Raw genomic sequence first — 23,264 nt, forward strand, 5'->3', positions numbered from 1 at the left:
AGCCGGCCACCCGCCGCATAGCCCGACAGAATGGATCAGGACCGCATCGTACCCGTTCTGCTCGGCCTGCTGCTTGCAAGCTGGACGATCGCGGCTGCCTGGACGATTGTCGCCGCGCGGCTGCGTCAAGGGCGAGCCGAGGCGATCCAGCTCTCCGGCCGCCGCCTCGCGCGCATGGTCGAGGAATCGCCAGCGCTACCGCTGCTGGTGCGCACCGATGGGCGGATCGAAGCATCACCGCGGCTTGCGCAATGGCTCGGCCTCGATGGTGTTCCCCAGTACCTCAGCGAGCTGGACAGCGGTTCGAGAGGCCTGACGGCAGACGCGCTTGCAGAACTCACGCAAGCGGTCCTGCGCACGCAGAAGACAGCCGCGCCCTTCCGCATGGTGGCGACGCCGCGGGGCTCGGACCGCAGCCTTGCGCTGCGCGGTCACCTGGCCGATCCACAAGTCTCGCCTGGCGGCGCGGCGCTGGTTTGGGTGTTCGACTTCAGCGACAGCGAGAGCGAGCTTGTCACGTTGCGCCAGGAAGCGGCGCAAGCGCGCGGCGACTTCACCGCGCTCGTTTCGCTGATCGAGGCGGCGCCGATGCCGATGTGGTTTCGCCGTCCCAACGGCGCACTGCGTCTTGTGAACTCCGCCTACGTCGCCGCAGTCGGAGGCGAGAGCGGGCCGCAAGTAGTCGAGGATGGAGTCGAACTGGTCGAGACCGTCGACGGCCTCACGGCGGCCCAGGTCGCACTCCAGGCCGCCGTCAAGGGCACGCCGATCGAGCGGCTCGTCTCGGTCACCATCGACAACCAGCGCCGCGGCTATCGCGTCCACGACCTGCCGCTCGGCACGGAAGGGATCGCCGGTTACGCCGTCGACGTCGAGGATCTGGAGGAGATGGCGCGCGCCTTCCGCGCCTTCCGCGAGGCGCAACGCGCGATGCTGGACCAGCTCTCCGCCGGCGTGGCCCAGTTCGACGCCAAGCGCCGCCTGACCTTCGCCAATCGCCCTTTCCAGAGCCTGTTCAAGCTCTCGCCGCAATCGATGATCGATCCGCCCGCGTTCGAGCGCCTGCTCGACGCTGCACGCGACATGGGCCGGGTGCCCGAAGTGCGCGACTTCCCGGCCTGGCGCCGCGAACGGGCCGGCTGGTTCGCCGCCAACGAGACCCAGGAGGAAGCCTGGCCCTTGGCTGACGGCACCCACTTGCGCATCGTCGCGCAGCCCGTCCCAGATGGTGGACTGCTGCTGATCGCAGAAGACCGGACGGAGCAACTCCGCCTCTCCGCCATGCGCGACACGCTGCTGCGCACCCGCACCGCGACGTTCGACAGCCTGTTCGAATCGGTGGCGGTATTTGCTCCCGACGGCCGTCTGCAGTTGTGGAATCGCCGCTTTGCCGCCGATTGGGGCCTCGACACCGACTTCCTCGATACCCACCCGCATATCGAGGCGCTGCTCGGCAAAGTGTCGCCGCGGCTGCGTGTGCCGGCTCAGGCCAAGACTGTGGGCGATGTGGTGCGCGCCGCCACGCTCGACCGGGCGCAGACGACGGGGCGCATCGCGCTCGCCGACAGCCGCGTGCTGGAATTTGCCGGCGTCCCGTTGCCCGACGGTAACGGCTTGCTGACGGTGCTCGACATCACCGCCTCGCAGAACGCCGAAGCCGCGCTGCGCGAGCGCAATGCCGCGCTGGAGGAAGCCGACGCGATCAAGACCCGCTTCCTCGCCAACATGAGCTACGAACTGCGCACGCCGCTGACCTCGATCGGCGGTTTCGCAGAGCTGCTGCAGGCGGGTGTAGGTGGCGAACTCAGCGAAGCGGGCACCGAGTACATCAAGGCGATCCTCGACTCCGCCGAACGTCTGGGCGAGCAGATCGAGACCATCCTCGATCTCTCGCAGAGCGAGGCAGGGCTGCTGCCGTTGGCCAATGACGACATCGAGCTGATGCCGCTGATCCGGTCGGTGGTGGAGGAACGCTCATCGCGGATCACCCGCGCCGGCCTCTCGCTAGACCTGCAGGGCAGCAACCTGATGGGCACGATCAAGGGTGACCGCCGTCGGTTGGCCCGCGCGATCGGGCATCTGCTCGACAATGCCATCGCCGCCACTCCGCGCGGAGGCCGCGTCCTGGTCCAGGTCGCGCGCCAGAAGCAGGGTGGGCGCAGCGTGGCGCAGATCGTCGTGTCTGACAACGGGCCCGGCATGGACCCTGAAGCGCTCGCCAGGGCGCTGGATGGGCTGAAGATCGGTGTGGATGGGGCCACCGTCGAGCGGCGCCAGGGATTGGGCCTTCCTCTCGCGCGCCAGCTAATCCAGGCGCATGGCGGCACGCTGCGGCTGCTCTCGGAGCCTGGACAGGGCACGGCCGCCATCGTCGAGCTTCCGTGAAGCTGGACCTGCCCGACCTCGCCGCTATGGCCCATCTGGGTGAGGTGATTGCCGGTAAGCTGCGCGCCGGTGACGTGGTCGCTCTGACAGGTGGCCTGGGCGCAGGCAAAACCACCCTGGCTCGTGCGATCATCGCCGGGCTCGGGCACACCGGCGAGGTGCCGTCGCCCAGCTTTGCCATCATCGAACTCTACGAGCCGCCGATGGTCCGCCTGCCGCTCGTCCATGCCGACTTCTACCGCTTGTCCCGTCCCGAGGAAGTCGAGGAGATCGGCCTCGACGATTACCGCGACGGCGCCGCGATGATCGCCGAGTGGCCCGAGCAGGCCGGCGGCTTCGCGCATGAGCCTGCCTGCCTCTCGATCCGCCTTGAACCAGGCTCGGAACCTGGGGGTGGGGGGCGGATCGCCATTGTCGAAGCGGGTGCCGATTGGCTAGGGCGGCTGCCATGTCCGACGCCTCTCTGAACGCGACGCTGCCTGCCGGCGTCGACACCTTCCTCGCCACGGCTGGCTGGCGCGATGCAGCGATCGAGCCGCTGCCCGGCGATGCCTCGTTCCGCCGCTACTTCCGCGTCCGTCGCGGTGAGGAAACCGCGTTGCTGATGGACGCGCCGCCGCCGAACGAAGACCCGCAGCCGTTCCTGCGCGCCGCACGCTGGCTTGATGCCAACGGCATGAGAGCGCCGCGCATTCTGGCCGATGAGGCGGAGAAGGGCCTCGTCCTGCTCGAGGACTTCGGCACCGCCCGCATGCGCGATTATCTCGACGAGTATCCGGCTGACGAGATGGACGTGTACAAGGGCGCCATCGATGCGCTGGTCGCGTTGCGCGCGCTGCCCGCCGGACCATTTCTCGATTATTCCATGAGCGAGTACATGCGCGAGGTGCGGCTGTTCACCGAATGGTACTGCCCGGCGCAGAACCTCTACGCCGATGCCGCCGGCTACACCGCGGCGTGGGAGCAGGTGCTCGCGCCGATGCTGCCGCGCCAGCGCCCGGGCGTGACCGTGCTGCGCGACTACCATGCGGAGAACATCATGCTGCTGGGCGCGCTGCACAAGCAAGGCTTGCTTGACTTCCAGGACGCGCTGGTCGGCCACCCCGCTTACGACCTCGTCTCGCTGCTTCAGGATGCCCGCCGCGATGTGTCGCCCGAAGTCGAGGCGGCGATGATCGACCGCTATGTATCCGCGACGGGCGAAGATCGCGAGACGTTCCTGGCCGACTACGCGCGGCTCGGCGCGCAGCGGAATGCCAAGATCGTCGGCATCTTCGTGCGGCTGTGGAAGCGCGACGGCAAGCCGCGCTACCTCGACCTGATCCCGCGTGTCTGGCGCCAGATGGAGCGCGATCTCGCGCACCCGGTGCTCGCCCCGGTCGCCGCTTGGTTCGACGCCAATGTGCCCGCGCGCTTGCGCGAGACTGCCGGAGGAACCTTCGCATGACGCTCGCCAGCGATACCGCAATGGTGCTCGCCGCAGGGCTGGGCAAGCGCATGCGCCCGCTCACCGCGACACAGCCCAAGCCGCTGGTCCGCGTCGCAGGCAAGCCGCTGATCGACTATGCGCTCGATCAGCTGGAGTCGGCCGGCGTCGCCAAGGCGGTGGTCAACGTCCACTACCTTGCCGATGCGCTGGAGGCGCACTTGCGCAAGCGGGCTCACGGGCCCGAGGTGACGATCTCCAGCGAGCGTGATCTGCTGCTCGAAACGGGCGGCGGCATGGCCAAGGCGCTGGACCTGTTGCCTGATCCGTTCTTCGCGCTGAACAGCGACAACGTCTGGCTGGAGGGCCCGCGGAACGCCTTTGCCGAGCTTTCCAGCGCATGGGACCCGGCGCGGATGGACGCGCTGCTGCTTCTGGTGCCGCATGCCCGCGCCCTCAACTACAAAGGGAAGGGCGACTTCCACCTCGATGGCCTGGGGCGCGTCTCGCGCCGCCGTTCCGGCCGCATTGCCCCGTTCATCTACTCAGGGATCCAGTTGGTTTCCCACCGTTTGATGCGTGGGGCACCGGAAGGTGCGTTCTCCACCAACGTCTTGTGGAACCGCGCGATCGAGGAAGGCCGCCTTTACGGTATTTCGCATACCGGCGTGTGGTTCGAGGTCGGCGATCCCCAGGCGGTGCGCGCGACCGAGGACTGGCTGACGCGTGTGTGAGGTAGGCGCGGCCCGACATGCCTGACCGTCCCGGCCCGCAAGTCTACTCCATCGCTGCCCACCGCGGCTTTGCCGACGCGCTCGTGGCCGGATTGCTGCCGCGCTATGCCGAGCCGGACTTCGGCCTTGCTCGATTGACCCTGCTGCTGCCGAGCCGTCGGACCGTGCGCACGATGACCGAGGCGCTGGTTCGGATCGGCGGCGCCGGCATGCTGCTTCCGCGCATGAGCGTGGTCGGCGATCTCGACCTGGACGAGACGCTCGGGCCGCTGCTCGATCCACTGGGTGCGGCCGACATCCCGCCCGCCGCCGATCTGACCCGCCGCTGGCTGCGTCTTGCCGAACACTTGCGCACCGTCGAGGGCGACGCCGCTGGCGAGGGCGCCGTGCTGCTGCGCCGCGCGTTTGAGATCGGGCGCACCATGGACCGGCTCGCGGTCGAAGGCATCGCCCCTGTCGATCTGATGTCCGAAGAGGTCATCGGCCTCGTCGGGGAACTTGCCGAACACTGGCGCGAAGCCACTCGTACGTTCCTGATGGTGCAGCAATACTGGATCGCCGACCTTGCCGCCCGAGGTGAAGTTGACGCGCCTGAGCGCCGGAATCGCCTCTTCGCCCATGCCACCGCGCGTTGGACTGAGGCGCCGCCCGAGCATCCGATCGTCGCGGCCGGCGTGACCAGCGCCTCGCCTGCGCTCGCGCAGATGCTGCGCGTGGTTGCCGGGTTGCCGCGTGGCGGCGTCATCCTGCCCGATCTCGATCTCAGCCTCGACAAAGAGGTGTGGGAGGCGCTCGGCACCGCGGGTGTTCCGGTCGAACCCGGCGATCCGCCGTTCGGTGGCGGCGATGCCGTCACCCACCCGCAGTATCACCTCAAGCTGCTGCTCAACCGCATGGGCGTGTCCCGCGATGAGGTGCAGCCCTGGCACCGTGCAGGCCTTGCCGCCTCGCCGCCCGAGCGCAGCCGCGCAATCTCGAACCTGTTCCTGCCACCCAAGCCCTCGGCGCGCTGGTCGCAGCTGCCCGCGAAGGAGCGGCACCTCGCGGGCGTGCGGCTGATGGAATCGCCTGCTCCCGCCGCGGAGGCGCAGGCGATCGCGGTGCTGATCCGCCAAGCGCTCGAAGTGCCGGAGCGGCGCGTGGCGCTGGTCACGCCCGATCGCGGGCTGGCCGGCCGCGTCGTCGCGCAGCTCGGGCGCTGGGGCATCGTCGCCGACGATTCCGCGGGGCGGCCCCTCCCGCAGACCGCTGCGGCGCGGGTTATGCTGCTCCTGGCCGAACTGATCGCCGAGTCCGCAGCACCCGTGCCGCTGATCGCCTTGCTCACCCATCCGCTGGTAGCTGCTGGCGAGGACCGCGCGCGCTGGCTGGAGCAGGCCCGTGCTCTTGACATCGCGCTACGCGGACCAAGGCCGGGGCCCGGGTTGGAACCGCTGCGCGCGAAAGCGGATGAGGCGCGGGTACTGGAGTGGTGGAATGGCGTCGAGGCCACCCTCTCACCGCTGCTGGCGCAAGGGGACGAGGCGCCGCTCGCCGCTCTGATCGATGCGGTTGCTGCGGCAGCCGAGGCGCTGTGCGAGGAGGGCCTGTGGAGCCGGCCCGATGGCCGTGCCTTGGCGCAGTTCGTCGAGGACCTACGTGAGGCAGCGCGCGAGACCGGCACGCGCCTGGCACCGACCGAGCTCCACGCGGTGCTGCGCGATGCGATGGAGCGCGTGTCGGTCCGCCCCCCCTGGGGCGGGCACCCGCGTGTCGCGATCTACGGCCTGCTCGAAGCGCGGATGAGCCGTGCGGACCTGGTCATCTGCGGTGGCCTGGTCGAAGGTGTCTGGCCAGCCAGCCCCACGCCTGATGCGCTGCTGCCGCCTGCCTTGTTGCGCGCGCTTGGCGTTCCGGGCGCGGACTTCCGCATCGGCCTTTCTGCGCACGATCTCGCCGCCGCGCTCGGCGCCCCAGAGGTGGTGCTCAGCTGGTCGCGCCGTGACGAAAGCTCCCCGGTGATCCCATCCCGCTTCGTGCTGCGGGTCAAGGCCATGCTGGGCGACAAGGCAGCCGAAGAGATGGTCGAGCACGATGCGCCGCGTCTTGCCCGCCTGCTCGACGACGGGGCACCGGCGCCGGCTTATCCAAGACCCAAGCCGATGCCCAGCGCCGAGCAGCGGCAGGTCGCGCTATCGGTCACCGGGCTCGATCGGCTGCGCGGCGATCCTTACCAGTTCTACGCGAATGCCATTCTGCGGCTGCGCAGCCTCGATCCGCTCGATGCCGAGCCGAGCGCCGCGTGGAAGGGCACGGCGGTGCACGCGATCCTCGATCGCTGGCACAAGGCCGCCGAGCCGCCCGCGATGCTGCGCAGCATTGCCGAGACGGTGATGGACGAGATGAGCGCGCACCCGCTGATGCGCGCGCTGTGGCGACCACGTCTGCTGGCGGCGCTCGACTGGGTGGGTGAGGAGATTGCCGGGCAGCGCGCGGCCGGTCGGCGGGTGCTGGCGACAGAGGCGCCGGGCTCGATTGAGTGGCGCGGCGTGAAGCTGCACGGCCGCGCCGACCGCATCGATCGCACATCCGAAGGCGCACTCGCGGTAATCGACTACAAGACCGGCCAGCCCCCATCGGCGCGCCGCGTGGAGGAAGGCTTCGCGTTGCAACTGGGTCTGATCGGCCTGATCGCCAGTCGCGGCGGCTTCGACGGCATTTCAGGCGAGGCGCAGCATTTCGAATATTGGTCGCTCGCCAAGCAGGCCGGCAAGGACCAGTTCGGCTACTGGAACGAGCCGATCTTGGAGGACAAGAAGAAGTCCGGCATCCCGCGCGATCGCTTCCTGGCCGAGACCGCGCGCTACCTCGATGACGCGCTCGATCGCTGGATCCTCGGCGCCGAGCCGTTCACCGCGAGGCTCAATCCCGACCTTCCCGGCTATGCCGATTACGACCAGCTGATGCGGCTCGATGAGTGGATTGTCCAGTTGGGCGGCCAGGCGGAGGATGCAGCATGAGCGGGCCGCACAAGCTGCACGGCAGCCAGATGCTCGCCGTCGCGCCGCACGACACGGTGTGGCTCTCGGCCTCGGCCGGCACGGGCAAGACGCAAGTGCTGTCCAGTCGCGTGCTGCGGCTTTTGCTGCGGCTTGAGGTCGACCCCTCGCAAATCCTGTGCCTGACGTTCACCAAGGCCGGCGCGACCGAGATGGCGGCGCGCATCAACGACAAGCTCGCGAGCTGGGTGAGGCTTGACGACGTGGCATTGACTGCGGAATTGCAGGCGATCGGTGCCGACTTTGGGCCCGCCGAGCGGGCGCATGCGCGCACGCTGTTCGCCTGCGTGCTCGATTGCCCGGGCGGCGGCTTGCGGATCGATACCATCCACGCCTTTTCGCAGTGGTTGCTCGCTGCCTTCCCGCTCGAGTCCGGACTGCTGCCCGGCACCCGGCCGATGGAGGATCGCGAGCGAACGTTGCTGGCCCGCCAGGTACTGGCCGACTTGCTGGTCGCTGCCGAGCAGGACCCGCTCGGCGATCCGCAGCTCCTCAACGCCGTGGCCGACCTGTCGCTGCGCCTGGGTCCGGACGCGGTGCAAGGCTTCCTGCTGCGCTGCGCATCGGCGCGTGAAGCTTGGTTCGGGCCGGGCGGATGGCAGGAGCCGATGCGCCCGAACGTGCTGCGCCTACTCGGCCTGCCGAGCGATGCCGACGAGGACTGGCTGGCGCAGATGCTGCATGACGAGGCGTTTGACGTCACCTCGCTGCGGCGCTGCCTGGAGGTCAACCGCGGCTGGAAGGCGGCGACCGGGCAGAAGGCGGCCGAAGCGATCGGCGCCTGGCTTGCCGGCAGCACTAGCGAGCGGCGCGAGGGGCTGGCGGCACTCGCAAATGTATTTCTGACGAAAAAGGGCGAGCCGCGCTCGACTACGTCGCTCGAGAAGCTCGATCCCGAGTACCCCACGCACTGCTCGCGGGTCGTCGCCGGGCTGTCGCAAGTGGGCCAAGCAGCGGCAATGCTTGATCTGGCCCATCGGCTGCTCCCCGCGCTGCGGCTCGGCCGCGCGTTCGCGCTCGCGTGGGAGGATGCGAAGCGGCGCGAGGGGCTCATCGACTTCGACGACCAGATCCGCCAAGCAGCCGCCTTGCTGGGCAGGGCGGAACTGTCCGACTGGATCCGCTACAAGCTCGACCGGCAGTTCGACCATATCCTGGTCGACGAGGCGCAGGACACCAACGCGGCTCAGTGGGACATCGTCTTCGCCATGGCGGAGGAGTTCTGGGCCGGCGAGGGCCAGCGCGAGAACCGGCTGCGCACGCTGTTCGTGGTGGGTGACTACAAGCAGGCGATCTTCCGCTTCCAGGGCACTAGCCCGGAGAACTTCCGCCGCGCTGCGGATCGCGTGCGCGAGACCATGCGGCAGGCGGCTGCTGGTGCGCAGTGGAAGCGCGAGGCCGAGCGCCCGCGCGAGTTGCAGGACCTAGGCCTCGATCGCAGCTTTCGCACCGCGCAATCGGTGCTCGATTTTGTTGACCGTGCGCTTATCGAGATCGGGCATGAAGGTGTGGGTCTGGACCGACCTGCCGAGCCACATGTCGGGCAGGAGCGCCCTGGATACGTGGCGTTGTGGCAGCCGATCGGCGCTGCCTCCGACGAGCCGGAGGATGAGGCGGAGGAGGGTGCCGAGACCTGGCTGTCGCGACCCGATCGCCAGCTGGCCGAGCGGATCGCGCAGCAGGTCAAGGCCTGGGTCGATCCGCACGGGCCCGGCTTTCGGCTGCACAAGGGCGGCGCGCGCCGGGCGGGGCCGGGCGACGTCATGGTGCTGGTGCGCAAGCGCAAGGAGCTGGCCGGTCTGATCGTGGCTCGGCTGCATGCGCTGGGCGTACCAGTCGCGGGTGTCGACCGGCTGCGGCTGGGCGCCCCGCTGGCGGTGAAGGATCTGGTTGCTGCGCTACGGTTTGCTGCGCAGCCGCTGGACGATCTCAACCTCGGCAACCTGCTGGTCTCGCCGTTGCTGGGCTGGAGCCAGCAGGCGCTGCTGGAGCACGGCTATCGCGAGCCCGGACCCAAGCGCGCCTTGTGGCAACACTTGCGCGCCTCGTCCGATCCTTTCGTGCGTGAGAGCGTGGCGCAGCTCTTCGCCGTGCTGGATCTCGCCGATTTCGATCCGCCGCATGTCCTGCTGCAGTGGGTGCTGTCGGGGCCATGGCAAGGGCGCCGCAAGCTGGTCGCGCGGCTGGGACGCGAGGCGAACGACCCGATCGACGAGCTGGTCAACGCCGCGATGGCCTATTCCGCCACTGGCACGCCCAGCCTCGCGGGCTTCCTCGCCTGGTTCGATGCCGGGGAGGGCGAGCTGAAGCGCGAGGCGGACAATGCCGCCGGGCTCGTCCGGGTGATGACCGTGCATGGCTCGAAAGGACTGCAGGCGCCGATCGTGATCCTCGCCGATGCGACCGGCAACCCCGACGAGAGCCGTGACCGCGGGCTCGACTTGCCCGACCCGGCCAACCCCGAGCGCCGCATTCCGCTGCCACCGTTGCGCAAGGAGGAGAAGTCCGGCCGCATCGCGCAGGAGATCGAGCGGGTGAAGCTCGCCGAGATGCAGGAGCATTGGCGGCTGCTCTACGTGGCGATGACGCGTGCGGAGGAGGCGCTGTTCGTCGGCGGTGCGCTCGGGCCCAAGGACAAGGGGCAGCCGGCGCCCAACAGCTGGTACGCGCGGCTGGAGGCGCTGTTTCCCGCCGACGCGGGTGTCGCCGATGCGATCTGGGACAGCCGCCGCGACTGGGGCTCGCCGCCGGAGCCGATGGCTTCAGAGGCGCCATCGCACGCGGCCGAGCTGCCGCTGCCCGATCCGCTGCCGGCACTGCTGCTGCGCGCGCCACCGGCCGAGCCGCTGCCACCGCGTCCGCTCGCGCCCTCGGCGCTGGGCGAGGAAACTGCACCCGATCCGCCGCTTCCAGCAGGTGCCGCGCTGGACGCGGCACGTCGCGGCACGCTGATGCACCGCCTGCTGGAGCGGCTTCCCGCAGTGCCGGGCGACATGCGTGAGGAGGCGGCGCGGCAATGGCTTGCCCGCAATGCCGCCGACTTCGACGAGGCGGAGCGCGCGGTCATGACCGGCGCCACGCTCGCCATCGTCGGCGACCCTGCTTGGGCGGAGCTGTTCGCACCGGGCAGCCTTGCCGAGGTCCCATTCTCCGCCATCGTCGGTGGGCAGGTGGTGGCGGGCACCGTCGACCGCCTCGTGATCGGCCCTGAACGCGTGCGCATCGTCGATTTCAAGACCGCGCGGCGCCCGCCTGCCACGCTGGCCGACATGCCGCTTGCGACCTTGCGGCAAATGGCGGCCTATGCCGCGGCGCTCGGGGCGATCTATCCTGGCCGTACAGTCGAGGCCGCGGTTCTCTACACCGCGACACCGCAGCTCATCGCCTTGCCGCAGGACGTGCTGGACCGCCACAAGCCCGCCTTGCGCGCTTCGGAGTAAACCTTTCGCAGGTGCGGCGTTGCTTGGCGCTCGATCGTGCCTAGATTGCTGTCCGACAATCCTTTGGAGAACCCCCAATGCCCACCGTAGCCGTGACCGACGCCAGCTTCGAGGCCGATGTCCTCAAGTCCGACAAGCCCGTGCTGGTCGATTTCTGGGCGGACTGGTGCGGCCCGTGCAAGATGATCGGCCCCTCGCTCGAAGAGATCGCCGAGGAACTGGGCGACAAGGTGACCATCGCCAAGATGGACATCATGGCGAACACCGATGTCCCCGGCCAGATCGGCGTCAAGTCGATCCCGCTTATGGTGCTGTTTAAGGACGGCAAGCCGGTCGCGCAGAAGCTCGGCGCGGCGCCCAAGTCGGCACTGAAGGGCTGGCTGGAAAGCGAGCTCTAAGTTGGCATCATTCGACTAGGCTGGGCGGCCTCCGGCGCGTTGGTGTCGGGGGTCGTGCTGGTTTTGGCTTAAATCTGGCGGTTGCGGGCGGGCACCGCGCCGTTGCCCGAGCCAATCACCTTGGCAATCGCGCTATCCGCTCGGCCAGTTCGTCCCACAGGCGAGGGGTTGAGGCGCCGACCATGCCGCGGCGATCCCACTCGTCCACACGGTACGCGCTGCCGTCCATACGAGCCGCGCGGCCGCCGGCTTCGTTGAGAAACAACACACCGGCGGCGTGGTCCCAAGGCAAGGTGCGGTTGAATATCGAGACGTCGTTCTGTCCCAGCACCAGCCGCGGGTATTGCTCGGCAGCGCAGCGCGGGATGTCCACGAGACAGTACTGCGGCGCGATGTGCTCGAGGACGGCGTCTCGCTCCTCGGGTTGCATGTAGCCAGTGGCGAGCGCTGCGATCGCCGGCTCCTGACCGGAAGGTCGCGCCATCACGCGCTCGCCACCGATGAATGCACCGCCGGCCGTGCTTGCGTGGCAGAACCGCCCGGTGAGGCAATCGAGGATCCAGCCGCCGATCGTCTCGCCGCTATCCGCCAGCGCCACCAGCACGCCGAACGGTGCCTTGCCCTGCGCAAAGTTGTTGGTGCCGTCGAGCGGGTCGACGATCCAGCACAACCCCTCTCGCAGTCGATCGAAGATGGCGGGATCGGCGGAGGCGGCTTCCTCGCCGACGATGGCCGCTTCGGGCAAGAGGTCTTCCAGAGCGGCGGCAAGGATCTCCTCACTGTCCTTGTCGGCTACGGTGACGACATCGTCCGGCGCCTTGCTGACGATCTCGGACGCGGCGAGTGTTTGATAGCGTGGCAGGATGGCATCTTGCGAGGCCTTGCGCATGATCGCCTCGATCTGCGCCGTGAAGCTGGCGTTCAAGTCCGGTCGGCTCATGACAGCGGGATCGCGACTTGCTCGGCAAAGCCGGGGCGCGTGCGGATGCGCTCGAACCAGGCTTCGACCACGGGAAAGGAAGGCCGTTCGATCGGCAGCGCGAACCAGGTGTTGACGTAGACGCCCATGGGAATGTCGCCGATGCCGAACGCGTCACCCGAGAGCCACGGCTTCTTATCGAGGTACCGCTCCATGACTGCGAGGTGCTTGGCACAAGCGTCGATCGAGGCGGCGATCAGGTCCGGGCGGCGTTCGGCGGCAGGCTTGCGCACGTTGTGCAGGAAGGCATCGCGCTGCGCATCGGCATAGGCGAACTGCCAATCCATCCACCGGTCCGCCGTCGCACGTTGCGCCGGATTGCTGGGCCACCAGCGCTCACCGCCGTGGCGGGCCGCCAGGTAGCGCAAGATCGCGTTCGATTCCCAGAGCGTGACCTCACCATCCTCGATCGTCGGGATCAGCGCGTTGGGGTTCTTGGCAAGGTAGGCGGCGTCCATGCCGAACTGGCCGCCGGTGTCGATCCGCTCGAACTCCAGCCCGAGCTCGACGGCGAGCCAGGCAACCTTCTTGACGTTGTGTGAGTTCAGTCGGCCCCAGATCGTCAGCATCGCCTCAGTTCTCCTTGCCGCGGGTGTCAGGCCGCCAGCCTTCGTGGCGAGGCAGGCGCGGGCTGTCCTTTTCCCAGCTGATCGCGCTGGCCGTGAAAATGTGGAAGCCGGGCTCCAGCGCATCCGGGTCGTCGAGCGAGGCTACGGTGACGTCGATGGTTTCCGGTTGAAAATCCACGGCGATCGTCAGCGGCGTGCCGCAGGTGCCGCAGAACTGCCGCTGGCCGAACTCGGTAGGGCGCGTGGTGCGGATCGCCTCGACGCCTTGCTCGACCACGAAGTCTTCGACCGGCACGGTGGTGAAGACCAGCGCGGGCGCACCGGAGATCTTCTGGCATACGCGGCAGTGACACCAGCCTGTGTCGAACGGTGCGCTGGCGAGGCGATAGCGCACTGCGCCGCAGGAACAGCCGCCTTCCATTCGCCTAGCTCCGATAGTCCGCGTTGATCGAGATGTAGCCGTGGGTGAGGTCGCAGGTCCAGACTTGCGCGCGGCCCTCACCCAAGCCGAGATCGACCTCGATCGTCACGTCCTGGCCCTTGAGGTGAGCGGCAACGGGTGCCTCGTCGTAGTCAGCGAGCGGCAGGCCGTCGCGCGCAGCCCAGGTGCCGCCGAAACCGATGGAGAGCTTGTCGCGATCGGCGGGCTCTCCCGCCTTGCCGACAGCCATGACCACGCGGCCCCAATTGGCGTCTTCTCCGGCAATGGCGGTCTTCACCAGGGGCGAGTTGGCGATGGCCAGGCCGACACGGTGGGCGCTCTCGTCCGAGACGGCGCCGGTAACGGTCACGGCGATGAACTTGCTAGCTCCTTCGCCGTCGCGCACTACCGCGTGCGCAAGCTGGCGGCACACGTCATGGATCGCGGCGGCAAAGGCATCAGCACCCGAATCGTCGAATGAGGTCAGCGCGGCATTGCCGGCCTTGCCGGTAGCAAAGGCCAGCACGGTGTCGCTGGTGGAGGTGTCGCTATCGACGGTCATGCACGAGAACGTGCGCGTGTTAGCGGCGCTCAGGCACTCCTGAAGGAACGCCGGCGCGACCGCCGCGTCGGTGAACAGGTAACCCAGCATGGTCGCCATGTCGGGCGCGATCATGCCCGATCCCTTGATCACGGCGGCGATCGTGACCTTGGTGCCGCCGATCATGGCTGTGGCGGTTGCGCCCTTGGGAAAGGTGTCGGTGGTGGAGATCGTGCGGGCGACCTCCTCCCAGCTGCATGCGGACGCGGTGAGCGCCGCGGTGACGCCGTCGCGGGCCTTGTCCTTCGGCAAGGGCACGCCGATCACGCCGGTGGAGGACACGAATACTTGCTCGGCCGGGCAGTCCAGGTGCTGCGCCACCTGTCCCATGATCTGCTCCACCGCCTCACGTCCGCGGTAGCCGGTGAAAGCATTGGAGTTGCCGGCGTTGACCACCAGAGCCCGCGCTTGACCCCGTGCGATGTTGGCGCGGCCGAGTTCGACCTCGCTGGAGCAGCAGACGTTCCGGGTGAACACACCGGCTACGGCCGTGCCCTCCACCAGCTCGACGTAGGTCAGGTCGCAACGTCCCCAGTTCTTGTACCCGGCGCGCGCGACGCGCGGGGTGACGCCGGCGATGGCGGGCAAGTCGGGGAAGGGCGTGGCGAGCGGGGAGACGGCATCGGACATGCGTCGCGCGATAGGCCGCGATGCGGCGCGGCGCAACGTATGGTGCGGGTAGACGATCCTCTCCCGGCGGGGAGAGGATGATCATGCACTCACTTGATCGGGCAGTCCGGCGCCAGGCGCATGTCGAGGTAGTTGTCGACCGAGCGCATCATGTCTTCGATCTCGTTCTCGAAGAAGTGATTGGCGCGCGGCACTTCGTCGTGATGGATTGTGATGTGCTTTTGCGTGCGCAGCTTGTCGACCAGCTTCTGGACCGCGTTGGGCGTCACCACCGTGTCGGAGGTGCCCTGGATGATGATGCCCGAGGCCGGGCAGGGCGCCAGGAAGCTGAAGTCGTACATGTTGGCCGGCGGCGCGATCGAGATGAAGCCACGAATCTCAGGACGGCGCATCAGCAGCTGCATGCCGATCAGGGCGCCGAAGCTGTAGCCGGCGATCCAGGTGGTCGACGCTTCGGGATGGATCGACTGCACCCAGTCAAGCGCGGCGGCCGCGTCCGAAAGCTCGCCGATGCCGTTGTCAAAGCTGCCCTGGCTGCGACCAACACCGCGGAAGTTGAACCGGAGCGTCGCGAAGCCGCGGTTCACGAACGTCTTGTAGAGGTGCTGCGTGATCCGGTCGTTCATCGTCCCGCCCGCTTGGGGGTGGGGATGGAGGATCATGGCGACGGGCGCGCGCGGACGGGTTGCGGGCTGGAAACGGCCTTCGAGACGTCCTTCGGGACCAGGGAAAATGACTGCTGGCATGTGATTCGCGAACCTGACTTGATGACCGGAGCGGCGCCTTAGCAGCGCGGAACGCTCCGGGGGTGCCAAATGATGGGTGTTCGCTATATAGAACTCACGCTCCCGAAAACAACTTAGTCGCTTGGATGCCACCGGAACCACTTTATTTCGATCATGCCGCGACGACGCCGCTGCTTCCGCAGGCGCGTGAGGCATGGTTGGAAGGCGTGGCGCGGTGGGCCAATCCGTCGAGCCCGCATGCAGCCGGACGGGCCGCGCGCGCGGCATTGGAGGATGCGCGCGACCGGGTGCGCACGGCGCTTGGCTGGACCGGCGAGGTACTTTTCACCTCCGGCGCGAGCGAAGCACTGGCGATCGGCTTAGGCCGTGCGAAGGTGGAACGGCGGATCGTTTCGGCCGTGGAGCACGACGCGGTGTGGCGCGCGGCGCCAGGTGCGGAGGTGATCGGCACCCGTGCGGGGGAGGTCGAGAGAGATGCCTTGGCCACATTGCTGGCGCAACCGGGGCGCGCGGTCGTGGCGGTGCAGTCGATCAACTCGGAGACGGGGACCTGCCTCACTTCTCGGGACTTGGGCGAGCAGGTTCGTGCAGCGGGCGGGCTGTTCCTCTCGGATTGCTCGCAATCAGCCGGCAAGATGCCGCTGCCGGACGCGGATCTGGCGGTCGTGTCGGCGCACAAGTTGGGTGGTCCGCCGGGTATTGGCGCGCTGCTGGTGCGTGACTTCGCCATGCTCGAACCTTCGGGCGGACAGGAGCGCGGCTATCGAGCGGGGACCGAGAACCTGCCGGGCGCGCTGGGCGTCGCCGCGGCATTGGAGGCTGGCGACATTGTCAGCTGGGCGACCACCACCGAGCAGCGGCTGGCGTTCCGCGAGGCACTGGCGCGGTGTGGCGAGATAATCGAACCCGGTCGCCAGTGCTCGCATATCTTCGCAGTCGCCGGACGCAGCGCGGCCAATACCATGCTGATCCGGATGGATTCCGCCGGTTTTGCGATCTCGGCCGGGAGCGCCTGTTCGTCGGGCACGCTCAAGCCCAGCCGGGTTCTGCAGGGCTTCGATCTCGACCCCGACGTGATCCGGCGCACCGTACGCGTCAGCCTGGGTTGGAGCACGACGCCTGCCGAGCTGGACGCCTTTGCCGACGCATGGGATCGCGCGAACCGATGATCTACCTCGACTATCAGGCGACCACCCCGCTCGCTCCGGAAGCGCGTGAAGCGATGCTGCCGTGGCTGGGTGGGCCCGAGACGATCGGCTTCGCCAATCCGCATAGCCCGCATCGGCCTGGTCGTGCGGCGGCGGCTGCGGTGGAACTGGCGCGCGAGCAGGTTGCGGCGCTCATGCCTCCGGGCGGCCGCGTGATCTTCACCGGCAGCGCGACCGAGGCGCTCAACCTTGCAATCCTCGGCAGCGGCGCCAGGCGGCTGGCGGTCTCTGCGATCGAACACGCGGCCGTGCTCGACACAGCGCGGGCGGCAGCAGGCGAGCTGCGTGTGCTGCCGGTCGATGCCGACGGCCTGGTCAACCCGGCAACGCGCTTCGACGACGTCGATCTCGTCTCGGTCATGCAAGTCAACAATGAGATCGGCACCATCCAGCCCGTCGAGCAACTGGCGCAGGCGGCGCACGCGGCGGGTGCGCTGTTCGTGTGCGACGCGGTGCAAGGGGCGGGTAAGCTGGCGCCGCCGGCGAACGCGGACATGATCGCCGTTTCGGCGCACAAGCTGTACGGTCCCAAGGGTATCGGCGCCCTGTGGGTGCGTGATGGCGTGGAGCTCAGCCCCCAGATGCACGGCGGCGGCCAGGAAGCCGCCCTGCGCTCGGGCACGCTGAGCCCGATGCTGTGCGCAGGCTTCGGCGCGGCGGCGCGCTTGGCTGGCGAGCGGAGGGAGGAAGACGCGGCGCATGTCGGAAGGCTCTGGCAGGCTGCGCGAGCCATCCTCTCGCGCTGGACGTTGAATGGCTCGCCGACAGAGCGCTGGCATGGTAATATCAACCTGCGGCTCGAAGGCTTGGACGTCGCGCGATTGATGTCCGAGGTGCGCGATGTGGCGTTTTCGGCGGGATCAGCCTGCGCCAGCGGCTCGGGGCGGACCAGTCATGTGCTCACCGCCATCGGATTGGACGCGCGGCAAGCGAAAGGCTCTATCCGTCTCGGCTTTGGAAGATATACTGGCAGCCGGGAATGTGAGGATGCCTGCGCACGCTTAGAGACCGCAGCCGCGGCGCAGGGAGTTTAATCGGTTGAACGTCCGCTTCGTTACGCCTCAAGGTGAGATCGTCACCACCGATGTCGAGCCAGGCTCGCGCCTGCTGGAGGCGGGCCAGGCTGTCGGTATGCCGTTGGAAGGCACGTGCGAAGGGCAGATGGCTTGTTCCACCTGCCACGTCATCGTCTTTCCAGAATGGTTCGAGAAGCTTGCGCCTGCTTCGGCGGACGAAGAGGATATGCTGGACCTCGCCGCCGGGGTGGCGCGCACCAGCCGGCTTTCGTGTCAGATCGAGCTCTCGGGTGAACTCGATGGCCTGACCGTCAAAGTACCGGGTGTCGCGCGCGATATGCAGTTCGGGTGAAGCACAACGTCGTCCCGGGCTCGACCCGGGACCACGCTGATATCGAGCGCTTACGCCCTGAGCATCAGGCCGGCACCGTCGCGTCCACGGCCTCGATCACAGCCTTGCTGAACGCCGGAATGTCGTCGGGCTTGCGGCTGGTGATGAACTGGCCATCCACCGCAACCTCCTGATCCACCACATTCGCGCCCGCGTTGCGCAAGTCGGTGCGGATCGAGGGCCAGCTGGTCACCGTCTTGCCCTTGACCACGTCCGCCTCGACCAGCAGCCACGGCCCGTGGCAGATCGCCGCGACCGGCTTGCCGCTCTCGACGAACTGCTTCACGAGGCTGACGGCCTTCTCCTCGAGGCGCAGCTTGTCCGGATTGATCTGGCCGCCGGGCAGCAGCAGCGCATCGAAGTCCGCGGCGTTCACCTCGTCGAGCGTCTGGTCGACCTTCACGCTGTCGCCCCAGTCCGTGAACTTCCATCCCTTGATCTCGCCGGGCTTTGTGGTCTCTTTCGGGCTGGCGACGGTGGTCTCGATGCCTGCGTCCTCCAGCGCCTTCTTCGGATCGGTCAACTCGACTTGCTCGAAGCCGTCGGTCGCGAGGATGAGGACCTTCTTGGCCATGCGTGTATCTCCTGTGTGGGGTTTGCATGAGGAATGAACGGCGCAAAACATCGGTTCCGCGCCTTCCGCTCGGCTCACGGTGTTGCTAGGGCGTTCCGGCCATGGTGAGCCCCACAGACGAGAAAGATCCCTTCGACGCGATCGTCGATGCGCCGTTCGATGCCGCGCTGTCCGAGCGGTACCTGGTCTACGCGCTCTCCACGATCACCGCACGATCGCTTCCCGATCTGCGCGACGGGCTGAAGCCGGTGCACCGCCGCCTGCTGTGGGCCATGCGTCAGCTGAAGCTCGATCCCGGCCAGGCCTACAAGAAGTCGGCCCGTGTCGTCGGCGACGTGATCGGTAAGTACCACCCGCATGGCGATGCTTCTGTCTACGATGCGATGGTGCGCCTCGCGCAGGATTGGTCGCTTCGCTATCCGCTGGTCGAAGGGCAGGGCAACTTCGGCAACATCGATGGCGATAACGCCGCCGCCTACCGCTATACCGAAGCGCGGCTGACCAAGACCGCGATCCAGCTGATGGCCGGGCTGGACGAGGGAACCGTCAACTTCATCCCCACCTACAACGGCGAGGACGAAGAGCCCGAGATCTTTCCGGGCCTGTTCCCCAACCTGCTCGCCAACGGTGCCACCGGCATTGCGGTGGGCATGGCGACCTCGATCCCCAGCCACAACGTCGCCGAGATCATCGATGCCACGCTGATGCTGATCGAGAATCCGGAGAGCACGCATGCCGAGCTGATGCAGGTGTTCAAGGGCCCGGACTTCGCCACCGGCGGTCTTGTGGTCGACAGTCCGGAAGCGATCAGCCACGCTTACGAGACCGGCAAGGGCGCCTTCCGCGTGCGGGGGCGTTTCTCGACCGGGCGCGTCGGAGCCGATTGGGAAAGCACGGGCATCGAGAAGCTGGGGAGCGGCCAGTGGCAGCTTGTCATTTCCGAAATCCCTTACATGGTCCCCAAGAGCAAGCTGATTGAGCAGATCGCTGCACTGATAGGCGACCGCAAGCTGCCGATCCTTGAGGACGTGCGCGACGAGAGCGATGAGGCGATCCGCATCGTCCTGATCCCCAAGAGCCGCAACGTCGACCCTGAGCTGCTAAAGGAAAGCCTCTATCGGCTGACCGACCTGGAGAGCCGCTTCACGCTGAACCTCAACGTGCTCGACGCACACCGCACGCCGGGCGTGCTGGGCCTGAAGCTGCTGCTGCAAGAGTGGGTCTACAGCCAGATCGACATCCTGCTGCGCCGCACCCGGCATCGGTTGGAGAAGATCGCGTCGCGGCTGGAGCTCGTCGCCGGGTACATCATCGCCTACCTCAACCTCGATCGCATCATCGAGATCATCCGCACCGAGGATGAGCCCAAGCCGGTGATGATGGCCGAGTTCGAGCTGACCGACCGCCAGGCCGAAGCCATCCTCAACATGCGGCTGCGCTCCTTGCGCAAGCTGGAAGAGATGGAGCTGCGGCGTGAGCATGAGGACCTGCTGAAGGAGCAGGACGAACTCAACAAACTGCTGGAAAGCCCCGCTCGCCAGCGCACCCGGATCAAGCGCGACCTGGCCGCGCTGCGCAAGGACTACGCCGAGGACACCCCGCTCGGCCGGCGCCGCACGACGATCGCGCAGGCGACGCCGACGGTCGCCTTCAGCATGGACGCGATGATCGAGAAGGAGCCGGTGACGGTGGTGCTCTCGCAGCGCGGTTGGGTGCGCGCCGCAAAGGGCCACGTCCCGCTCGACAGCGACTTCAAGTACAAGGAGGGTGACGGCCCCGCCTTCGCGCTCCACGCGCAGACCACCGACAAGCTGTTGATCGCTTTGGATAATGGCAGGTTCTATACACTCGGCGCCGACAAGCTGCCTGGCGCAAGGGGCTTCGGCGAGCCGATCCGCACGATGCTCGACATCGATGCCGAGGCGCATGTGGTGGCGGTGATCGTGCACCGGCCCAAGACGCAGTTGCTGCTGGCTGCCAATACCGGGCGGGGCTTTGCGGCCGAGACGGACGAGATCCTGGCCGAGACCCGCAAGGGCCGCGGCGTGATGAGCACGAAGCCGGGCGTGCGCCTCGCGGTGGTGCGCGAGATCCCGCCCGAGCACGACCACCTCGCGGTGGTGGGCGAGAACCGCAAGCTGCTGGTGTTCAGCCTGGAGGAGCTGCCGGTGCTGGCGAAGGGCCAGGGCGTCACCTTGCAGCGCTACCGCGACGGTGGGCTGTCCGATGCCGTGACGCTGAAGCTGGAGGACGGCCTGACCTGGACCATGGGCGGCGAGAGCGGCCGTACGCGGGTGGAAAAGGACCTGATGCCCTGGAAGGTCGCGCGGGGGGCGGCCGGTCGGCTGCCGCCTCAGGGTTTCCCGCGGGACAACAAGTTCTGAAGTCGCGGAATAACGGGTAAACTAAGACTTCGCCTGGCGGATTTACGCAGCCGGACAGAGCAACCGAAAGTGTGCCCCACGCTCTGACGGCACCAGCAGCAACTCGCCTCGATAAGCATCCAGCAGAGATCGCGCGATGGCGAGGCCGAGCCCGGTGCCGCCTTGCTCGCGCTTGCTGGTGAAGAATGGATCGAAGATCCGCGTGACATCGCCGGCCGGCACTCCCCGCCCATCGTCGACCAGATCGATCCGGACCATTTCACCCTCGACAGCAACCGCAATGTCGAGCCGGGTCGCCCCGGCCTGCCGCGCATTCTCTGCAAGGGTCGAAAGCACCGCTTCCAAGGCGCCTGCATCGATCGCAACCATGAGCGGCGTTTCGGCGGGATAATGCAGCACGGGGAAAGTCTCGCCCGAGAACGCGTCCGTCACCGAGGCCAGCACCTTGCCGGCGTCAGCGGTAGCGTCCGCTTCACCGACGAGCACGTCCGCCCGCGCCAGTTCCATGAGCCGGCGTACCAGGCGCGACAAGCGCTCGGCATCCACCGCCATGTTGGCGAGGAAGCGCCCGCGGTCCGCTGGCGCCATCGTCTCGCCGTGGTCCTGCAGCAACTCGATCGCACCCGCCATGGCGGCCAGCGGCGTCTTGAACTCGTGGCTGACCGAGGCGGCGAAGTCGCGCAAGTAGCGCGAACGCTTGCCGATGCTGTCGGCCATCTGCTCGAAGTCCTCGAACAGCGCCTGGATCTCGACCACGCGAAGCGAGGGTTGCTGTACCACCAGGCGCCGGCCGGACGAGAGCGCGCGCGTCGCCTCGCTCAACCGCTCGATCGGGCGCACGATGGCGCGGCTGAGCACTGCGGTGAGCACCACCAGCATCACGAAGATGATCACGACGCCGACCGCGATCTTGCCGCGGTCCTCGTAGATGCCGCGGAACAGCGCGCGGGGCGAGCGTGACACCAGCAGCAGGCCGACGACGTTTCCGTCGACGCTGATCGGTCTGGCATGATGCAACCGGATGTTTGCGGCGCGGCTCAGCCATTCAAACAGATGCCCGCTCGCGTAACCGCTGTTCTCCCGGAGCACCGTCACCGCGCGTCCGGCTTGTGCTGCCTGAACCTCCGGCAGGCGTGCGAGACTGCGGCCGGCATCCGGACCGTTGAGCACCACGCCGTGCTGGTCCAGCATCAGGATGGAGGCGAGCGTCGCAGCCTTGGTCTCCCGAAAGGCGGACATCATCTGCCGCGCCAGCACCAGCGCCGCATGATCCGGCGACTGGCGGGTGACGAGGGCCGCCGGCCGCGGCGGCAGGATCGGCGAGGATCGCAAGTCGACCTCCGTCACTGGGTCGTAGTAGCGATCTGGCGGCGGCGGAGCGGGACGATCGGGTATGCCGCGCGCGACGATCGCGGCACTGGCGGCGAGGGCGGCGCCTTGGGCCAGCAGTTCGGCCTCGGTGCGCCGCACCAGCGCATTCTCGTAGACGCGCAGACAGATCGCACCGAAGCCCGGCAGTGCTGCCACGAACAACAGCGTGCCCAGCAGGATCGTGCGCAGCCGCAGGATCGGCCAGTGCCGCGCCACCCGGGCCTTGGCGGCAGCGATCGTCAAGCGGCAGGTGCTCCGGAGCAGGCGCCCAGGCGATAGCCGATGCCGGCGCGCGTCTCGATCACGTCGCTGCCGCCGACTTCCGCGAACTTGCGCCGCAAGTTGCGCACGTGGCTGTCGACCGTGCGGTCGGTCAGCGCGAAGCCGGGGCCGCGGAACCGGTCGATGATGTTGTCGCGCGAGAAGATGCGCGATGGCATCGCCAACAGGGTGCGCAGGATGGTGAACTCGGTAACGGTGAGCGCCACCTCCTGTTCGCCCCAGCGCACTGTCCAGCTCTCCGGATCGAGCGTGACGCGGCCGTGGCGCAGGACCGCAATGGCCTCAGACTCGGGCGGCCGACTGGCGGTGCGACGCAGGATCGCCATCGAACGCGCGACGACCTCGCGAGGAGAGAAGGGCTTCACCACGTAATCGTCGCCGCCCAGCTCGATGCCGAGCACCCGGTCGATCTCATCATCCCGCGAGGAGAGGAAGAAGATCGGCACCTGGCTGGCCGCGCGCAGGCGGCGGCACACTTCCAGGCCATCCATGCGCGGCATGTTGATGTCCAGGACGACGAGGTTGGGCGCATGCCGCTCGACCTGTGCCAGCGCCTCTTCGCCATCCGCGGCCTCGATCGTGTCGAGCCCGGCCTTGCCGAACGCGAAGACGAGGAGCTGGCGAATGTGCGGATCGTCATCGACGACCAGGATCGTGCTGGGCATGGGGCA

General features: G+C 67.8%; 19 protein-coding genes. 11 read left to right on the forward strand and 8 right to left on the reverse strand.

From position 1 onward, the window contains the following. Positions 1-30: 30 nt before the first annotated feature. The 7 genes from GV044_RS04645 (at position 31) to trxA (ending at position 11,421) form a co-directional block, all read left to right on the forward strand. Positions 31-2,385: a PAS domain-containing sensor histidine kinase gene (locus GV044_RS04645; protein ID WP_159866089.1), complete on the forward strand. Its 2,355-nt coding sequence runs from the start codon at positions 31-33 to the stop codon at positions 2,383-2,385. Then, positions 2,382-2,852, forward strand: coding sequence for a tRNA (adenosine(37)-N6)-threonylcarbamoyltransferase complex ATPase subunit type 1 TsaE (tsaE, locus tag GV044_RS04650; RefSeq protein WP_159866092.1), 471 nt, complete (start codon positions 2,382-2,384; stop codon positions 2,850-2,852). Before GV044_RS04645 ends, tsaE begins: the two co-directional genes overlap by 4 nt. Continuing rightward, on the forward strand, positions 2,834-3,832 hold the full coding sequence (locus GV044_RS04655; RefSeq protein WP_201299012.1) for an aminoglycoside phosphotransferase family protein: 999 nt from the start codon (positions 2,834-2,836) through the stop codon (positions 3,830-3,832). Before tsaE ends, GV044_RS04655 begins: the two co-directional genes overlap by 19 nt. Next, positions 3,829-4,545: a nucleotidyltransferase family protein gene (locus GV044_RS04660; protein WP_159866095.1), complete on the forward strand. Its 717-nt coding sequence runs from the start codon at positions 3,829-3,831 to the stop codon at positions 4,543-4,545. Before GV044_RS04655 ends, GV044_RS04660 begins: the two co-directional genes overlap by 4 nt. A 17-nt stretch (positions 4,546-4,562) precedes the next feature. Then, positions 4,563-7,544 carry a double-strand break repair protein AddB gene (gene addB / locus GV044_RS04665; RefSeq protein WP_159866098.1) on the forward strand — a complete coding sequence of 994 codons (2,982 nt, stop codon included), beginning with the start codon at positions 4,563-4,565 and terminating at the stop codon, positions 7,542-7,544. After that, complete coding sequence (addA, locus tag GV044_RS04670; RefSeq protein ID WP_159866102.1) at positions 7,541-11,023, forward strand: double-strand break repair helicase AddA; 3,483 nt, start codon at positions 7,541-7,543, stop codon at positions 11,021-11,023. Before addB ends, addA begins: the two co-directional genes overlap by 4 nt. A gap of 77 nt (positions 11,024-11,100) precedes the next feature. Further along, positions 11,101-11,421: a thioredoxin gene (gene trxA, locus GV044_RS04675; RefSeq protein ID WP_159866104.1), complete on the forward strand. Its 321-nt coding sequence runs from the start codon at positions 11,101-11,103 to the stop codon at positions 11,419-11,421. A gap of 115 nt (positions 11,422-11,536) precedes the next feature. Here the strand turns inward: trxA and GV044_RS04680 are convergent, their stop codons facing one another. From GV044_RS04680 to GV044_RS04700, 5 genes are all read right to left on the reverse strand, one after another. Continuing rightward, positions 11,537-12,361: an inositol monophosphatase family protein gene (locus tag GV044_RS04680; RefSeq protein ID WP_159866106.1), complete on the reverse strand. Its 825-nt coding sequence runs from the start codon at positions 12,359-12,361 to the stop codon at positions 11,537-11,539. Next, positions 12,358-12,969, reverse strand: a complete 612-nt coding sequence (locus GV044_RS04685; protein ID WP_159866108.1) for a glutathione S-transferase family protein — start codon at positions 12,967-12,969, stop codon at positions 12,358-12,360. The genes GV044_RS04680 and GV044_RS04685 overlap by 4 nt, the downstream gene beginning before the upstream one ends. 4 nt (positions 12,970-12,973) lie before the next feature. Next, positions 12,974-13,390: a GFA family protein gene (locus GV044_RS04690; RefSeq protein WP_159866110.1), complete on the reverse strand. Its 417-nt coding sequence runs from the start codon at positions 13,388-13,390 to the stop codon at positions 12,974-12,976. 4 nt (positions 13,391-13,394) lie between these two features. Then, on the reverse strand, positions 13,395-14,621 hold the full coding sequence (argJ, locus tag GV044_RS04695) for a bifunctional glutamate N-acetyltransferase/amino-acid acetyltransferase ArgJ (protein WP_159866112.1): 1,227 nt from the start codon (positions 14,619-14,621) through the stop codon (positions 13,395-13,397). Positions 14,622-14,710: 89 nt separating this feature from the next. Beyond that, positions 14,711-15,367, reverse strand: coding sequence for an alpha/beta hydrolase (locus tag GV044_RS04700; protein ID WP_159866114.1), 657 nt, complete (start codon positions 15,365-15,367; stop codon positions 14,711-14,713). A 125-nt stretch (positions 15,368-15,492) separates the two neighbouring features. Between GV044_RS04700 and GV044_RS04705 the strand changes: the two genes are divergently transcribed. From GV044_RS04705 to GV044_RS04715, 3 genes are read left to right on the forward strand one after another with little or no spacing between them, the layout of a single operon-like run. Beyond that, on the forward strand, positions 15,493-16,536 hold the full coding sequence (locus GV044_RS04705; RefSeq protein ID WP_159866116.1) for a cysteine desulfurase family protein: 1,044 nt from the start codon (positions 15,493-15,495) through the stop codon (positions 16,534-16,536). Beyond that, positions 16,533-17,609 (forward strand): cysteine desulfurase family protein, encoded by a 1,077-nt coding sequence (locus GV044_RS04710; RefSeq protein WP_159870867.1) that lies wholly within the window; start codon positions 16,533-16,535, stop codon positions 17,607-17,609. Before GV044_RS04705 ends, GV044_RS04710 begins: the two co-directional genes overlap by 4 nt. A 4-nt stretch (positions 17,610-17,613) precedes the next feature. After that, entirely contained in the window at positions 17,614-17,943 is a 330-nt protein-coding gene (locus tag GV044_RS04715) for a 2Fe-2S iron-sulfur cluster-binding protein (RefSeq protein ID WP_159866118.1), read from the forward strand. A 64-nt stretch (positions 17,944-18,007) separates the two neighbouring features. Here GV044_RS04715 and GV044_RS04720 read toward each other — a convergent pair whose 3' ends face one another. Continuing rightward, on the reverse strand, positions 18,008-18,556 hold the full coding sequence (locus GV044_RS04720; RefSeq protein WP_159866120.1) for a type 1 glutamine amidotransferase domain-containing protein: 549 nt from the start codon (positions 18,554-18,556) through the stop codon (positions 18,008-18,010). Between the two features lie 101 nt (positions 18,557-18,657). Here GV044_RS04720 and parC point away from each other — a divergent pair, with 101 nt between their 5' ends. Then, entirely contained in the window at positions 18,658-20,940 is a 2,283-nt protein-coding gene (gene parC / locus GV044_RS04725; RefSeq protein WP_159866122.1) for a DNA topoisomerase IV subunit A, read from the forward strand. 42 nt (positions 20,941-20,982) lie between these two features. Here the strand turns inward: parC and GV044_RS04730 are convergent, their stop codons facing one another. Together GV044_RS04730 and GV044_RS04735 are read right to left on the reverse strand one after the other, a co-directional pair. Further along, positions 20,983-22,554 (reverse strand): HAMP domain-containing sensor histidine kinase, encoded by a 1,572-nt coding sequence (locus GV044_RS04730; protein ID WP_236554701.1) that lies wholly within the window; start codon positions 22,552-22,554, stop codon positions 20,983-20,985. After that, positions 22,551-23,258, reverse strand: a complete 708-nt coding sequence (locus tag GV044_RS04735; RefSeq protein ID WP_159866124.1) for a response regulator transcription factor — start codon at positions 23,256-23,258, stop codon at positions 22,551-22,553. The genes GV044_RS04730 and GV044_RS04735 overlap by 4 nt, the downstream gene beginning before the upstream one ends. Positions 23,259-23,264: the final 6 nt, after the last annotated feature.

It is taken from the genome of Novosphingobium sp. 9U (assembly GCF_902506425.1).
In the GTDB taxonomy this organism is placed as follows: domain Bacteria; phylum Pseudomonadota; class Alphaproteobacteria; order Sphingomonadales; family Sphingomonadaceae; genus Novosphingobium.

What these genes read in the sequence shown, in the direction of transcription:
- GV044_RS04645 (WP_159866089.1), top strand. Translation starts at nt 31, where the DNA reads ATGGATCAGGACCGCATCGTACCCGTTCTGCTCGGCCTGCTGCTTGCA.
- GV044_RS04655 (WP_201299012.1), top strand. Translation starts at nt 2,834, where the DNA reads ATGTCCGACGCCTCTCTGAACGCGACGCTGCCTGCCGGCGTCGACACC.
- GV044_RS04660 (WP_159866095.1), top strand. Translation starts at nt 3,829, where the DNA reads ATGACGCTCGCCAGCGATACCGCAATGGTGCTCGCCGCAGGGCTGGGC.
- addB (WP_159866098.1), top strand. Translation starts at nt 4,563, where the DNA reads ATGCCTGACCGTCCCGGCCCGCAAGTCTACTCCATCGCTGCCCACCGC.
- addA (WP_159866102.1), top strand. Translation starts at nt 7,541, where the DNA reads ATGAGCGGGCCGCACAAGCTGCACGGCAGCCAGATGCTCGCCGTCGCG.
- trxA (WP_159866104.1), top strand. Translation starts at nt 11,101, where the DNA reads ATGCCCACCGTAGCCGTGACCGACGCCAGCTTCGAGGCCGATGTCCTC.
- GV044_RS04680 (WP_159866106.1), bottom strand. Translation starts at nt 12,361, where the DNA reads ATGAGCCGACCGGACTTGAACGCCAGCTTCACGGCGCAGATCGAGGCG.
- GV044_RS04685 (WP_159866108.1), bottom strand. Translation starts at nt 12,969, where the DNA reads ATGCTGACGATCTGGGGCCGACTGAACTCACACAACGTCAAGAAGGTT.
- GV044_RS04690 (WP_159866110.1), bottom strand. Translation starts at nt 13,390, where the DNA reads ATGGAAGGCGGCTGTTCCTGCGGCGCAGTGCGCTATCGCCTCGCCAGC.
- argJ (WP_159866112.1), bottom strand. Translation starts at nt 14,621, where the DNA reads ATGTCCGATGCCGTCTCCCCGCTCGCCACGCCCTTCCCCGACTTGCCC.
- GV044_RS04700 (WP_159866114.1), bottom strand. Translation starts at nt 15,367, where the DNA reads ATGCCAGCAGTCATTTTCCCTGGTCCCGAAGGACGTCTCGAAGGCCGT.
- GV044_RS04705 (WP_159866116.1), top strand. Translation starts at nt 15,493, where the DNA reads ATGCCACCGGAACCACTTTATTTCGATCATGCCGCGACGACGCCGCTG.
- GV044_RS04710 (WP_159870867.1), top strand. Translation starts at nt 16,533, where the DNA reads ATGATCTACCTCGACTATCAGGCGACCACCCCGCTCGCTCCGGAAGCG.
- GV044_RS04720 (WP_159866120.1), bottom strand. Translation starts at nt 18,556, where the DNA reads ATGGCCAAGAAGGTCCTCATCCTCGCGACCGACGGCTTCGAGCAAGTC.
- parC (WP_159866122.1), top strand. Translation starts at nt 18,658, where the DNA reads ATGGTGAGCCCCACAGACGAGAAAGATCCCTTCGACGCGATCGTCGAT.
- GV044_RS04735 (WP_159866124.1), bottom strand. Translation starts at nt 23,258, where the DNA reads ATGCCCAGCACGATCCTGGTCGTCGATGACGATCCGCACATTCGCCAG.